Origin of the sequence: Campylobacter sp. RM12651, from assembly GCF_022369475.1 — a bacterium.
Taxonomy (GTDB): domain Bacteria; phylum Campylobacterota; class Campylobacteria; order Campylobacterales; family Campylobacteraceae; genus Campylobacter_E.
This window is the reverse complement of the sequence record NZ_CP059600.1, coordinates 1,906,019-1,920,833: the sequence shown is the minus strand read 5'-3', so window position 1 is coordinate 1,920,833 and position 14,815 is coordinate 1,906,019. Positions and strand designations below refer to the sequence as shown.

Here is a 14,815-nt window from a genome sequence, read left to right as displayed (position 1 = left end):
CTCCCTTACTTTACGCTATCTTTATAAACTGCGTTTTCATTTACTACTTCTTTAATAATTAAAGACCTTTTTGTCTCTCCTGTACTATCTATGCTAATAATCCCACTAACGCCTTCGTAATCTTTAGTTTTTTTAATCTCTTGATTTATACATTCGCTAGTGATTTGCTCGCAACGATTTGCAGCTTCTACTAATACAAAATAAGCATCAGCACCAATTGCAGCAAAATTTGATGGAAGACTTCCATTATAAGCTTTTGCATATTCTGCTAAATATTTTTTGCTAAGTTCTGTTGGTGGAACATTTGCATCAAAGCTATCTGTATATAAATGATTGTTTGAATACTCTGCTGCAAGTTTGATAAATTGCTCATCAGCAACCCCATCAGCACTAGCGATTATACTTTTAACACCTGCGATTTTTGCTTGTCTTACAAAAAGTGCTGCTTCTTGATAATAAAGTGGCAAATACACTACATCAGGATTTAAACTAGCAATTTGAGCTGAAATAGCGTTAAAATCTTTATCTCCACTTGTAATAATTAATTCTTTTAATATTTCTCCACCACCTTGAATAAATTCTTTTTTGTAAGCTTTTGATAAACCTAGTGAATAATCAGTCGCTTGGTCTTTTACAATTACTGCTGTTTTTTTACCTTGAGCTAATAAATATTTTGCCATAGCTTCGCCTTGAAAACTATCATTAAAGCACACTCTAGCAGCGTAATTTTTACCTTTTAATAATTTATCATTTGTAGCAGCTGGTGCAATTACAGGCACTTTTTTCGCTTCAGCTGTATTCATAACCACTATAGTATTTGCAGTAATCATTTCTCCAATTATTGCACTAACTTTTGGTAAAACTCTTTCAGTTGCTGTGATGGCTTCTATTTTATCGCCTTTTGTATCAACTATATTTAAATTGATTTGCTCTCCATTTTTTAAAGTTGGTTGCATTGCATTTGCTACTTTTATTCCATTAAGTGCCGCATTTCCATATGCTGCAACGCTACCGCTAAGTGGTAAAACTACACCAATATCTAAAGCAAAAGCCGCACTAGAAGCTAATAAAATTAAACTTTTTTTCATAATAAATCCTTTAAATAATTTAAATAAATTCCTTGAATTACAAGGCATAAAAGACCTGCAAAAAATCCTGCAAGTAAATCATCAAGCATAACGCCTAAGCCACCTTTTAGCTTTTTATCAACTTTACCAATAATACTTGGCTTAGTTATATCAAAAAGCCTAAATAAGATAAAAGCTAAAGCAAAATGCCACCAAGAGTTGTTAAAACTCATACCAATCGCCAAAAAAACCCCACAAACCTCATCAATTACTATTTCTTTAGCATCGTGTTCGTGAGTTTTTTCATAATCGTCAATGATTTTAATACTTGCAATAAAAATTGCAATACTTAATAGCATTAAAGTGCTTTTATCTGTGTAAATTAGTAACAAATAAGCAAATGGTAATGCCGCAATAGTCCCCATTGTGCCACTTGCAAACGGACTAAGACCTGAATAAAAAAATGTTAAATATAGTTTTGCTAATTTTTCTTTCATTAAAATCCTTTGTAATTTGGAAAAATATCTTAAGTTAGTTAAGGAATAATTTGTTTTTAGAATTTGATTTAAAGAATTTAAATATCGTTTTTAAATTCTAGATTTTTAATTTAAGAAAAACATTATAAAATAACGATTATTTTTTATAAAAAAAGGCAAAAAAATGTTGAAAAAATCAATAATTTTAATGAGTATTTTATATTCTAGTTTAAATGCAAGTGCCGTTGATAGTAGATTTTCGTATCAAGATTATTTAGATTTTGGTGCTAATAAAGGCAAATTTAAAGTAGGGACAACAGGGCTTAGCGTAAGTTCTAAAGATGGGACTTTAAAAGTAGATAGTTTTTATTCTATGCCTATGATTGATTTTAGTGCTAGTAATAAAACGGGGGATTTGTTTAGGGGAGAATTTACCAATATAGGAACAAACAGAGTTTTAACGGCAGCTCATATGATTAGTAGAAAAGATAAATTAATTCAAGCTGGTTCAGTAATAGAATTTGGTGGAGTTAGAACGACTGCTGTTAGTGCTTCTAATAATTTTGATGATTATTTTAAAAACTGTGCTGATACAACTTGTCCTCCAAGAACTGATATAGAAGATTTTGTTGAGCTTAGAATGAATAAGATTAATTTAAATACTAAAGCAGATATTGCTCCAATAAAATACTATGATGAGAATGGAAAAGACACAAATTATGAAGCTTGTAAAAATGGTGGTTTGAGCTGTTCGGATACTAGCGGTAAGGCTGCTTTATATGATAATTCTAGATATACACTTTTTGTAAGAAATGGAACAGGTATTCAAAAAATTACCGAGCAAAGAAATGACGCTGAAACAATAAGCACTAATAATAAATACTTTACAGGTGGAATTGCAAATTTAAGCGATTTTAATAGCTTTAAAAATGAATATGGTTTATATATGCTAAATATATTAGGTAGCGATAGAATTCAATTCTCAAGTACTGGTTCTAAAGGAGATAGTGGAAGTGCATTATATGTTTGGGATAATCAAGATAAGAAATGGTATATGGTAGGTGTTACTAGTGGTACTGATTGTAAAGGAGATAGTGTAACTTGTACTTATACTAATTATCATTTAGTAAATAATCACACTATGGATAATTTTAATAAAATTCACAATATAAGCACTACGGCTAATTTAATACTTGATGCTGATTCTTTAAAAGATGGTTTGGTAGAACTTGAAAAAACAATGGGAGCTGATTTATCGTTTAAACACTATTATAGTTTGTTGGGCGCTCAAACAAAATTAAATTACAATAAAAGAGTATTAGCAATGGCTAACGATAAGGATATTTATATAAATGGTGGTTCTTTAACTCTTAGTGCTAATGCTGATTTAGGTTCTAGTGCATTGATTATAAAAGATAATTTAACTTATGATATTAAAGGTAATTTTGACTTTTTACACGGCGGTCTTGATATAGGTGCTAATTCGGTTGTAAATTATGACCCTAAAACAGCAAAAAATGATTATTTACATAAAATTGGTGCGGGTAAATTGATAGTTAATTCAAGTAGCCCTAATGCAGGTTTTAGAATAGGTGGGGGTGAAGTTGAGTTTAAAAATTCTTCAGGCACAACTTTTGGTAGTATTTATATGACTAATAATTCAAGTTTAAAGATAAATAACGCAAATCAAATAAATACAAATTATTTATATTTTGGCGAGAATGCAGGTAAGCTTGATTTAAATGGAAACAATATTAATCTTAATAATTTTTACGCGAGTGATAATAATGCAGTGATAACAAATACTAGCACTAACTTAAGCACTCTTGAAATCAATAAATTTGCTACAACAGAACCTACAAATACTATTTATCACGGAAATATTAAAGGAAATATTAATATAGTTCAAAATCACAATAATAGTGGTAAATACGCTGTTTATGATGGTGGTTTAGATATTCAAAATATGGAATTTAAAAACGGAAATTTAGTTTTACAAGGTCATCCAATAGTGCATAATTATGTATCACAAGATGTAAAAGATAAGCTAAAAGAAGAAGTGTTTACTACCCCTACAAGGCTAGATCAAGAAGATTGGGAAGAGAGAAATTATAAAATGGCTAGCCTAACTTTAGATAAAGCTAGTCTTGATATTTTAAAACATTCAAATGTGGATATTAAAAACATTAATTCTATTTCTTCAACTATTAAAATTGGCGATAATTTAGCTTATATAGATAGATTTGATGGAGAAAATATAAAGGCAAATTCTATTGCAACAGAATTTCAAGGAAGTTTAGAAAATGAAAGTTATTATAATAATCTAAAATATCAAGAAGAAGTAACAAAAGGCAAAAGCATTGCTAAAAATATCAAAATTAATTCAAATTTTGATTTGAAAACCAATTCAAAACTAAGCCTTTTAAATGGCACAGATTTTAAAGGCACAATAACAGCTGATGATAGTTCTAGCCTTGAGTTTAATGGTGCAATGATTAATGCAAATATAAACGCAAGTAGCCTAAACTCAACCAATACAACATATATTTACGAAAGCAAAACTAATGCTTTAAATATAAGCAAAAGCACAAGTGGAGCTAATAATACCTTGCTAATCCAAAAAGACTTTTTAAACGGAGATGATAAAATACTAATAGCAAGTTTGGCTAATGATACTTTAGTGGCTGAAAATTATTTTGATATTAAGGGTGAAGCTTCAGTATTTGCCGACCTTAAACCTAATGTAAAATACTATGATGAAAACGGCACAGCTAAATGGTATCTTGAAAAAATACCATCTACTCCATCACCAGAGCCAAGCCCAACACCAAATGAGCCTAGCACTCCAAATAAACCAAGTGAGCCTGATACTAAACCAACTCCGCCAACTAACACAGACACAACTCCAAGTGAGCCTATTAATCCAAATGAGCCTAGTGTTAATAATCCAAGCGAACCTAGTATTCCTAGCACTCCAACAACTCCAAGCGAGCCTGATACTAAACCAGTTGAGCCTAAGCCAGACACCCCAACAACACCAAATGAGCCTACAATACCAGATGAGCCAAGCACTCCAAATAACCCAGAAGAGCCTGTTATAGTTGAGCTTGACCCAAATCCTAGCAACAATCCAAGCAATGTAGAAACAAAAGGCCATTATCAAGAATACTTCTTCGTAAGAGAGAAAGAAAGTTCAATAAATACAGCTAAAAACACGCTAAATCAAGCATTTTTTAACTATGTTTTAGAGTGGAACAATATGCAAAAGCGTATGGGAGAGCTAAGAGATGAGGTTGCAAATGGCGGAATTTGGATTAGGAATTTCGGTGGAGCAAGTTCGTATCTAAAAGATAATAAGACCAAATATTATGAATTACAAATCGGTGCTGATAAGATTAGCGAAATGGATGATTTCAATGCTTATGCGGGAATTATCTTTACTAATTCAATTTATAAACTAGATACAAAAAATATGCTAGAAGGTAAAGTAAAAGGCATAGGCGGGGGACTTTATTCAAGCTTTATTTTTAATAATGGTTTTTATATTGATATGATTGCAAAATATGTTGATTATAAAAATGACTATACTCTAACGCTAAATAATGGCAATAATAAAGCGATTTATATTAACGCGAATAATCATTCTAAAAGCGTAGTAGCAAGCGTAGAATTAGGCAATAGATTTTATATGAATAATTATTATTTAGAGCCTAGCGTTGAGTTAATTAGTGGCTATGTTAGTGCGATTAGCCTTGAAAATAAAGCCGAGCATATAAAATTAGAAAGCAAATCATTCGTTCCATTTAATACAAAAACAATGCTAAGTTTTGGTAAGCAAAGTAGCGAAGATTCAAGATTTGGATTTAGATTTGGGGTTGGAATTGCTGCTGATTTAGCTAAAAACGGCGATAAAACCATAAGAGATTTAAATGTAATTAGACAAATTGAAGGTAAAAAAGATACAAGAATGCTAACTAATGCTTCATTTAATTATAATTTCACGAATAATTTAAGGCTAATGACCGAGTTTGAAAGGACATTTTTTGGTGATTTGAATGTGGATTATTCGCTTAATATGACTTTAAGAAAGAGTTTTTAATTTATTTTGCACCTATTTTAAAGGTGCAAAATCTTTATATGTTTTTATCTTGCCGATAAATATTATTTATTGGGTTTTTTAATGAGTTTAAGAATAAAGAGTTTCAAAATACATTTATCTTATCGCCTAAATATACTCAAATTATGACGCAAAGCTTAATTTTTGATATAAAGAAGCAAAAATAACCATTAAATAATAATCTTTATTCATTCACTCGCATTACTAAATACAAAAAATAAAGAATTAAAATAATAATTCAAATAAAAATATTTTAATTTTCTTTAAAAGTAAGAAAACTTAAGTTGCTAAGTTATTGTTTGTATTAAACTACTTCTTAAATCTTGCCAAATTACTAAGCGGTAAAGATAGCTAAGATTTATAATTTTTATCCACAAATTTCTTAAAAGTTTAGTTATTTTTATGTTACTTTTACGCATTTAATTGTATTTTTTACTCATAAAATCACTTGAAATCTCACTGATATTGATTTTTTTTAAGTATTAAAAAATAAAGAATTTAAAACAATAATTTACACATAAAAACTAAAAAATATAAAGCAATATTTTTATTATTACCAAAGCTTTGTATTTTGATTTAGAGATAGCCTAAATAGTATTAAATCAATAATATGATAAATTCAAATTTATGTTTAAGCTATTATTTTTTTTAAAAAGATTATTTTTTGAATCAATTGCTGTGATTTGCAATATTAATGCAAGTTAGCGTTAGAATATTTTTATCTTTTTCATAGATTAATACTAAATCGTTTTTCACATGGCAATCTCTATAGCCCTTAAATTTACCTTGCAAAGCGTGGTCTTTATAAATCGGCTCTAAGACTTCATCATTTGCCAATCTTAAAATAATTTTATTTGTTAATTCTTTATCAGCTTTGCTTAGTTTTTTAAAGGCTGTTTTGTAAGCTTTAGTCTCCCTTACTTGATACTTCACCATTTCATACTTTCTTCTACGAATTTTTCAGCGTCCATATATTCAACTTCCCCACGCAAATACGCAGCCTTTAATTCTTTTGCTTCTTTTATAGAATCTAAAAATTCTTTACTATTATAAAAATCATCTAATTTGCTTTTTTCTTTCTTTATCTTTATCGGCTCGTTAAATGCCTTTGCTAATTCTTTTAAAGCCTTTAAAAAGTGCGGATTATCATTCATCTTTACTATTACATTCATATTTACTCCTTTTATAATCGTTATCTTATACTAAATATGTTTAATTTATAAAGTTTTAAGTAAAATTCTTGCTTTAAATTCTTAAAAGTTTAAAATGTTTTTTGATTATGTTTTTTAAAAAGTTAAAGAAGTAAAAAAGGTGCTAAGGATAGCACCTTAAAAACTATTGTAATAATTTAGTCGTTTTTAAAGATAGCCGAAGCTATCTTTAAAACTATTGTAATAATCCTAGTAGTTTTTAAGGCGACAAGCACCTTAAAAACTCCATTCATTATTACTATTGTAATAATCTCATTACGTTTTGTTGAACAGCGTTAGCTTGGCTCATTGCATATACACCTGATTGAGCTAGGATTTGGTGTTTACTAAATGTAGCACTCTCAGATGCAAAGTCAACATCTCTAATATTACTTTCAGCTGATTTAACATTTACTTGAGTAACTGAAATATTATTAACAGTTGAAACAAGTTGGTTTTGGACAGAACCAAGGTCACTTCTAATTGCTTCAAGAGCTTTTTGAGCTGATTCAGCAATATTCATCATTGCTTGTGCGCCTTTTAAAGTCATTACACCTGCAGCATAACCATTCTTATTATCTCCTGCATCAGTTGCTTGCCAATCATTAGCATTAAAGCCCATTGCATCTGCTGTTTCTCTATCTATAGTAGCATTAGTTTCTCTTAAGCTAACTGTTTTTTCAGAAACATTTTTATCATAGCCTATTGAGCTAGTAATATCCATAGTTTTTATATTACCATCTATATCTTTATAATCCCTAGTAGCTTCTACAACTATGTCTTTACCATTAGTTGATGAAAAACTTAATCTTCCGAAGTTAGTCTTATTGTCACTAGTTAAGCCTATCATATCTTTAAGACCAGCTCTATTAGGCTCATTGATACCTTCTTTAACACCTTTTAAAAATTGTATCATAGCGTGAGCCGCCATTCCATCTTCACCTTCAGCTGTAGCCATAGTTTTACCTTTAGCTGCATCAACAAATACTTGTAATTTACTTACAGCATTATCTATTAGTTTATTAGCATCTTCTAATTTTAAACCATCTTCTTGTAATGCTTTTAATGCGTCAGATACATCTTTGCCTGCGCCAGGATTGGTTACAGCAGCATTTGCTGTTGAATGTAAAGCACCAATCTTATCAGCACTTAAAGCTTTACCTGCTACACCTGTTTTAAAGTTTATAGTTCCATCAGTTTGTATTGCCGATTTGGCTTTAGTAGCACCATCAGCTGCAATTCTCGCATCCATTTCATAATGAGCTGCTTGAATATCTTCAAATGTATTTTTTGCATTATAAATAGAACCTGCTGTATCTGCAGTTGGTGCTGTTCCAGCTACTGCAGAACCTGTAGTCCAAGTTTTATCATCTGCAAAATCTATTGCTTTTTGTTCTTGCTTAGTATTTTGACCAGTTGGTCCATTTGCATACAATACATGTTTATCTGCTACAGTTTTACTTGTTGTTTCAGTATACGCCGCTCCATTCGCCTGAAAACTCTTATCCACCCCATCAGTTATCTTAATACCTCTACCATCTCTATTAGCAAGTACTAATCTTCCTTTTTCATCAACACTAGCCTCAACCCCTGTTTGATCTTTTACAGAGTTAATTGCAGCTCTTAAAGCCCCATTTCCATCTTTATCTTTAACTTCAATAGAACCAATAGTAACACCATTTATACTAAAGCCTTGTAAAGTAGTTCCTGCTTTAATAGGTTGTTCAAATACACTTTGAACCGTAACAGAAGCTTTAATACCTGTTTTATCAGTAGATTTATTAATAGCTTCAACTAAAGCACCTAAACCTTGACCTGCTTTAATATTATTACCTTGAGCAATTTGCACTGGCTCAAATGTAACATCATTAATTCCATCTACGTTTTTAAATGTAAGATTAATTTTATCTCCTAAAGCAAGGTCGCTTTGTCTTACGTTATGCCCAGTCTCAAACCTAGTTAAACCAATCTTATCACTTGTAGTTGCCCCTATACTAGCCTTAACTGTCTCATTTGAATATGCACCAATTTGAAATTCTTTGTTTGAAAACGTTCCACTTAGAAGCTTTTGACCATTGAATGATGTAGTATTACCAATATTGTCTAATTCTTCCATAAGTCTTGAAATATCAGCTTGAAGTGAGCGTCTTGTTTCAGTTGTTTGACCATCTTGAGCTGATTGAATAGCTTTATTCTTAATTGTATCAAGTATTTTTATTTGCTCATCCATAGCCTTATCAGCTGTTTGAATAATACCAATAGCATCATTAGCATTCATAATAGCTTGACCAAGAGAACTTGCTTGACTTCTTAAACTATCAGCAATTGCCATACCTGAAGCATCATCAGCAGCAGAGTTAATTCTAAAACCTGAGTTTAACTTGTTTAAAGAACTGTCAATTGATCTATTGTTCATAGATGCGTTTGCATGAGCGCTTAGCGCCGCCACGTTTGTGTTAATTCTGAATCCCATAATTTTCTCCTTAAAAAAATAATTGTCTTGATTTCCTTATCAAGTTACAACTATATCGGTGTGCTAAAAAATAACTTTAGGGGTGATGTGAAAAAATTTTTAAAAATGTGATTGTGATGTGGGGATAGGTGGCTTTTTGTGATTTTTTCTGTTAGGAAAAAATCGTAAAAAGCCTTGTGTTAGCTCGTTTTTAAACGAGCTAACCGAAATGAATAGGATTTGAGAGTGCAAAATTTCACGGAATTTGAAATTAGAATTAGGATTTTGTGAAAAACTTGTGAAAATGTGAAATATTTGTGTGTTATAAAGGACTTAATCAATGCTTGAACATTGAATATTTAATTACTAATCATTAACTGTTAATTTTTAGAATGGGTTCAATATGCTTTGGCAGTACCTGTTTAAGACATTTATAAACTAGCAAACCCTTAGCATTAAAGCCTAGGCGTTCTTGACCTAGGCTTAAAAAAGGAAGATAATGAAAAGAAAAGTTGCAATATTAGTTGATGGTGAGTTTTATATCAAAATGTATTGTCAATTTTTTAAAGTAAGAACTCAAGATTTGGATTACAAGACACTAGCAAAAGCCTTGCAAATACATTGTATGAAGCATATTGATAAGGACTTTGAAATGCTTTATAGAATATATTTTTATGATTGTAAGCCGCTTATGAAAAAATGCCATAATCCAATAAGTAAAAAATCTATTGATTTATCAAATAGTCCTGTAGCTGAACTAAGAAATAACCTTCACAAAGAAATTATAAATTTACCTTGTTTTGCACTTAGGTTTGGATATTTAGATGAAAAAAATGCAAAATGGCAAATTAATAGCGATAAATATGATGATTTATTAAAGGGTAAAATACAATTTGATGATATTGGTGCTGATGACTTACATTATAAAGCAAAACAAAAGGGTATTGATATGAAAATAGGTTTAGATGTTGCTCATTTAAGCTATAAAAAATTGGTGGATACAATAGTGTTAATTTCTGGAGACAGTGATTTTGTCCCTGCTGCTAAATTAGCTAGAAAAGAAGGGCTTCATTTTGTGCTTGATCCAATGCATATGAAAATAAGAGAAGATTTAGCAGAACATATTGATTATCTAAAAACAACGCTACCGAGAAAAAAGTCTTAATACAATTTTATTTATTTAATAATATTTATTGTTTTTTCTTTCATATTGGTGTTTTATTTTAAATAAAGTGCCAAACGACATTACTTCTACAATTGCCCATAATGGTATTTTTAATAAAATTCTTATTATCATCATAAAAAGGTAAAAAATATGCACTTAATCTGTAATAATTTAAATTTCTTAATTTTTCTAAAGCAAAATCTTCATTTAAAATAGTTAAATTTTTAGATCTTAACAATTTTAATTGTTCTTGCCAAGTTCTGTGGGGTTTATTATATGTTTTTTTATCCATAATCAGCTTTTAAAGTCCTTAAGGGTTGCGCATTGTTAAGAGGCTCTTAGGGAACTGTCGGAAATATATTAACATTTTTTATTCTAATAAGTCAACAAAATTAAAAAATGTGAAATATTTGTGAAAAGTTTTGATGAAAGACCCGCAAAAGCGGGGGGCGACCCATTCGCCCCTAAGATGTGATGAGATGTTATACAAAATTGATTAATATTTGCTTAAAGGTAGGTTAAAATGATTGAAAATATACTATTTATAAAGCATATTAGTGGCAAAATTTTAGCTATTGAAAACGAAATAAGAAAAAGAGTAAAAAATATAGTTTTAGATGAATATATAAGTATTTGCGAAGGTCATAGCGCTCCTAGTTTAGGGGCTTTGATTAGGCTTATATTTGATGAAAAATTAGAAAATATTGTTTTTAATAGTAAAGGATTTGAGTTTAGAAAATACTGCTCTAATAATAAAGATAGAATAAAGATAAACAATGGCTCAATAGCCGAAATCTATACACACATACAAGTGCAAATTGCTTTAAACCTTTATAGAATGATTAGAAATAGAGCTTTTCACGGGGCTGATATGTTTAAGGTGTATGAAAAGAATGGAAAAACAAGCCCTAGAATATTTACGCAAATTTATTTAGGCAAGGAGCTTTTAAACTTTGGTATCGAGCCTTGCAATATAGAAATATTTTTAGATGATTTAGGCGATATTTTGGGGGTGAATATGTGGGATAGACTTTAATCCCCAAACCCCCACTAGCTAAGCGCTCATGCAAACGCATCTATGAACAATAGATCAATTGACAGTTCTTTAAACAAGTTAAACTCAGGTTTTAGAATTAACTCTGCTGCTGATGATGCTTCAGGTATGGCAATTGCTGATAGTTTAAGAAGTCAAGCAAGTTCTCTTGGTCAAGCTATTATGAATGCTAATGATGCTATTGGTATTATTCAAACAGCTGATAAGGCTATGGATGAGCAAATAAAAATACTTGATACAATTAAGAATAAAGCTATTCAATCAGCTCAAGATGGTCAAACAACTGAAACAAGACGCTCACTTCAAGCTGATATTTCAAGACTTATGGAAGAATTAGACAATATTGGTAATACTACATCATTCAATGGTCAAAAGCTTCTAAGTGGAACGTTTTCAAACAAAGAATTTCAAATTGGTGCATATTCAAATGAGACAGTTAAGGCTAGTATAGGGGCAACTACAAGTGATAAGATTGGTTTAACTAGGTTTGAGACTGGGCATAATGTGAGAGCGGCGGATTTGACAGGAACTGCTAGTGTAACATTTAAAAATGTTGATGGTATTAATGATGTGACAATAGAACCTGTAAAACTTACAAATGGTAAAGGCGATGTAAGTGCTAGCACAGGTCTTGGAGCGTTAGCAGAAGCAATTAATAAAGCTAGTGATAAGACAGGTATTAAAGCCAGTGTAACTGCTATTTCAACATTTGAGCAACCTATTAAAGCTGGTGAAACTACTTCAAATTTCTCAATCAATGGTGTAAAAATCGGAACAGTAAGCGTTCAAGAAAAAGACGCTAATGGTGCTTTAAGAGCTGCTATTAATGCTGTTAAAGATCAAACAGGGGTAGAAGCTTCTGTAGATACTAAAGGTAGACTTGTATTATCAAATAGAGATGGTAGGGGAATTAAGGTTGAGGATAATGTGAAAGTTCCTAATGGAGCTAATGATGTTCATTCTTTAGTAGTAAGAGATGCAGTAAATGGCAACAATAAAAAAGGTGTGGATTTAAGTTTAGTTGATACTTGGACTGCAAATAATGGTGGTATTTTAGTTGGGGAAAATAGTTTCGGAGATGTTAAAAACGCTCACGGAGTGCAAGATGCAGCTATTTATAACGATGGTTTAACTAAGACTAAACAAGCTACAGCAGCAAGTAATGCTTATAATGCTTTCCATACAGAAGAACAAAAAGCTTTAGATAAGTTTAAAGATGCAGCTATTCAAGCACTAAATGGATATATTGGAGAAGCTGCTGATGCAGGTAAAGATTTAGATAAAGTTAAAGGTAATGCTGCTGCTGAAAAATTAAAAGATATAATTAAAAATTCAACTGATTTTGCTGATATCACTGATAAACTAGATGCATTTAATACAGCAAATAAAGGCGCATTAGCTGCAGGTAAACAAGATGATTTACAAACAGCTATTACTGCAGCAGCTCAAACTTATGCAACAGCAACGACTGCAGCTGCTAATAAAGAGTTAGGTAACCTTGCAGCATACGATCAAAAAGATGATGTTAAAACAGTTAATGATGCTTTAAATACATTACAAGGTAAATTGGATGCAGCAGCTAAAGCAGCACCTGCAGATATGACTGCAGTAAAAACTTTAGGAACTGATTTAAAAACTTTTGAAACAACTGCTAAGCCTATTGGTGCAAAAGAAGTAGACTTTAAAAATCTTGATGTGGCTGCTATAGGTGCTGCAAATCTAGCAAATACGGCATTCACTAATGGTGCTAATCCAACTACAGCTAAAGAAATTACTGATTTATTTGCTAGTTTAAAAAATCAAACAACTAAAGCTGATGCTAACGCTACTATAGATAAATTAACTAAAAAATTAGAAGAAGTAGTAAATGCAGCTGCTGATAAATCAATGAATACAGCAGAAGCTCAACAAGGTATGGTAGCTCACTCATATTTACAATTCTTCGCTGGTGTTAAAGCAGGTCTAAATGAGCCTAATAACGAAGGTCTTAGCTCAATTATAGGCTTAAATACAACTAACTCAACTAATATGGGAAGATTAAGCCTTGTTTCAAATAACGGAAGAGATATTCAAGTAGAAGTTAAAGACGCTAATGGCTTTACAAGTAATTCAGCTTTAGGATTTGATAAAAATGTTAGCGAAGCAACAGTGAGTTTAAGAGAAACTAATGCAACAATTAGTAGAGCTCAAGCTGACGCTATGGGATTTAACAATGAAGAATGGCAAGCTGGAGATAATGGGGACAATACTAACGGCTACGCAGCAGGTGTAATGACTTTAAAAGGTGCACAAGCAATGATGAATATTGCTGAATCAGCTCAAAAAGCTCTTGAAGCAATTAGAAGTGACCTTGGTTCTGTGCAAAACCAACTTGTTTCAACTGTTAATAATATTTCAGTTACTCAAGTAAATGTTAAATCAGCTGAAAGTAATATTAGAGATGTTGACTTTGCATCTGAGAGTGCTACATTTAGTAAGCACCAAATCCTAGCTCAATCAGGTGTATATGCAATGAGCCAAGCTAACGCTGTTCAACAAAACGTAATGAGATTATTACAATAGTTTTAAAGATAGCTTCGGCTATCTTTAAAAACGCAATAAAGATTATTGCGTTAATGAATGGAGTTTTTAAGGTGCTTGTCGCCTTAAAAACAACTAGGATTATTACAATAGTTTTAAAGATTATTTGTAATAACAAAAAAGGTGCTACTCTTAGCACCTTTTTTACTTCTTTAACTTTTTAAAAAACATAATCAAAAAACATTTTACACTTTTAAGAATTTAAAATTAGAATTTCACTTAACGCTTAATAATACTAACGATTACAAAAGTAACAAATATAAATGTAACAATTACAACAAATAATAATCCGTATTTTTAAAGGCTTTAAAAGAATTAGTAAAGGCATTTAATGAGCCGATAAAGATTAAAAAAACAAAAAGTAAGATTTCTTGAATACCCAGCCAATCATTACTATAATAGCGATGAGTGTTACAAAGCGTTAAAAGAAGTTGAAAGTGGCAATGTAATTAAGTGTAAAAATTACGATGAGTATAAAAAAGCTATGGATAGTAAGAATATATGAAATCCATCTATCAAAGCAATACAAAAAAACAATACAACAAGCTAAGCAAAGCTGATAAAATCTAACAAAAGTCTAAGAGCTGATTTATAAAAACTACGCATTGCAAGTGATTTAAAATATTGTAGAGATTATCATATCAAAAATGATTTAGTGCTAGTGTATAAAAGATAAAAATATATTAATTCCAACTTGCATTAGCATTGTAAATA

Annotated in this window: 9 protein-coding genes and 1 pseudogene; 4 read left to right on the top strand and 6 right to left on the bottom strand. The window is 30.8% G+C overall.

The features are described from left to right. Nucleotides 1-5: 5 nt before the first annotated feature. Together AVBRAN_RS09540 and AVBRAN_RS09535 are read right to left on the bottom strand one after the other, a co-directional pair. Nucleotides 6-1,088 carry an ABC transporter substrate-binding protein gene (locus AVBRAN_RS09540; RefSeq protein ID WP_239803129.1) on the bottom strand — a complete coding sequence of 361 codons (1,083 nt, stop codon included), beginning with the start codon at nucleotides 1,086-1,088 and terminating at the stop codon, nucleotides 6-8. Next, nucleotides 1,085-1,564, bottom strand: coding sequence for a phosphatidylglycerophosphatase A (locus tag AVBRAN_RS09535; RefSeq protein WP_214119583.1), 480 nt, complete (start codon nucleotides 1,562-1,564; stop codon nucleotides 1,085-1,087). The genes AVBRAN_RS09540 and AVBRAN_RS09535 overlap by 4 nt, the downstream gene beginning before the upstream one ends. A gap of 163 nt (nucleotides 1,565-1,727) precedes the next feature. Between AVBRAN_RS09535 and AVBRAN_RS09530 the strand changes: the two genes are divergently transcribed. Continuing rightward, nucleotides 1,728-5,642: a S6 family peptidase gene (locus tag AVBRAN_RS09530; protein ID WP_239803128.1), complete on the top strand. Its 3,915-nt coding sequence runs from the start codon at nucleotides 1,728-1,730 to the stop codon at nucleotides 5,640-5,642. A gap of 687 nt (nucleotides 5,643-6,329) precedes the next feature. Here AVBRAN_RS09530 and AVBRAN_RS09525 read toward each other — a convergent pair. The 3 genes from AVBRAN_RS09525 to AVBRAN_RS11090 all read right to left on the bottom strand — a co-directional run bounded on the left by AVBRAN_RS09525 (nucleotide 6,330) and on the right by AVBRAN_RS11090 (nucleotide 9,323). Beyond that, the gene (locus AVBRAN_RS09525) at nucleotides 6,330-6,593 is read right to left on the bottom strand and encodes a type II toxin-antitoxin system YafQ family toxin (protein WP_239803738.1); all 264 of its coding nucleotides are present in this window, start codon (nucleotides 6,591-6,593) and stop codon (nucleotides 6,330-6,332) included. Beyond that, nucleotides 6,590-6,832, bottom strand: a complete 243-nt coding sequence (locus tag AVBRAN_RS09520) for a hypothetical protein (RefSeq protein ID WP_214120675.1) — start codon at nucleotides 6,830-6,832, stop codon at nucleotides 6,590-6,592. The genes AVBRAN_RS09525 and AVBRAN_RS09520 overlap by 4 nt, the downstream gene beginning before the upstream one ends. 277 nt (nucleotides 6,833-7,109) lie before the next feature. Next, on the bottom strand, nucleotides 7,110-9,323 hold the full coding sequence (locus AVBRAN_RS11090) for a flagellin (protein WP_345774107.1): 2,214 nt from the start codon (nucleotides 9,321-9,323) through the stop codon (nucleotides 7,110-7,112). A 478-nt stretch (nucleotides 9,324-9,801) separates the two neighbouring features. Here AVBRAN_RS11090 and AVBRAN_RS09505 point away from each other — a divergent pair, with 478 nt between their 5' ends. Further along, a complete protein-coding gene (locus tag AVBRAN_RS09505; protein ID WP_239803127.1) occupies nucleotides 9,802-10,467 on the top strand; it encodes an NYN domain-containing protein in 666 nt (221 codons plus the stop codon). Nucleotides 10,468-10,525: 58 nt separating this feature from the next. Here AVBRAN_RS09505 and AVBRAN_RS09500 read toward each other — a convergent pair whose 3' ends face one another. Further along, nucleotides 10,526-10,759 carry a hypothetical protein gene (locus AVBRAN_RS09500; protein WP_239803126.1) on the bottom strand — a complete coding sequence of 78 codons (234 nt, stop codon included), beginning with the start codon at nucleotides 10,757-10,759 and terminating at the stop codon, nucleotides 10,526-10,528. Nucleotides 10,760-10,990: 231 nt separating this feature from the next. Between AVBRAN_RS09500 and AVBRAN_RS09495 the strand changes: the two genes are divergently transcribed. Next, on the top strand, nucleotides 10,991-11,503 hold the full coding sequence (locus AVBRAN_RS09495; protein ID WP_214119005.1) for a hypothetical protein: 513 nt from the start codon (nucleotides 10,991-10,993) through the stop codon (nucleotides 11,501-11,503). A gap of 18 nt (nucleotides 11,504-11,521) precedes the next feature. Next, nucleotides 11,522-14,083: pseudogene (locus AVBRAN_RS09490) on the top strand (flagellin); the annotation flags it as partial. Nucleotides 14,084-14,815 lie beyond the last annotated feature (732 nt).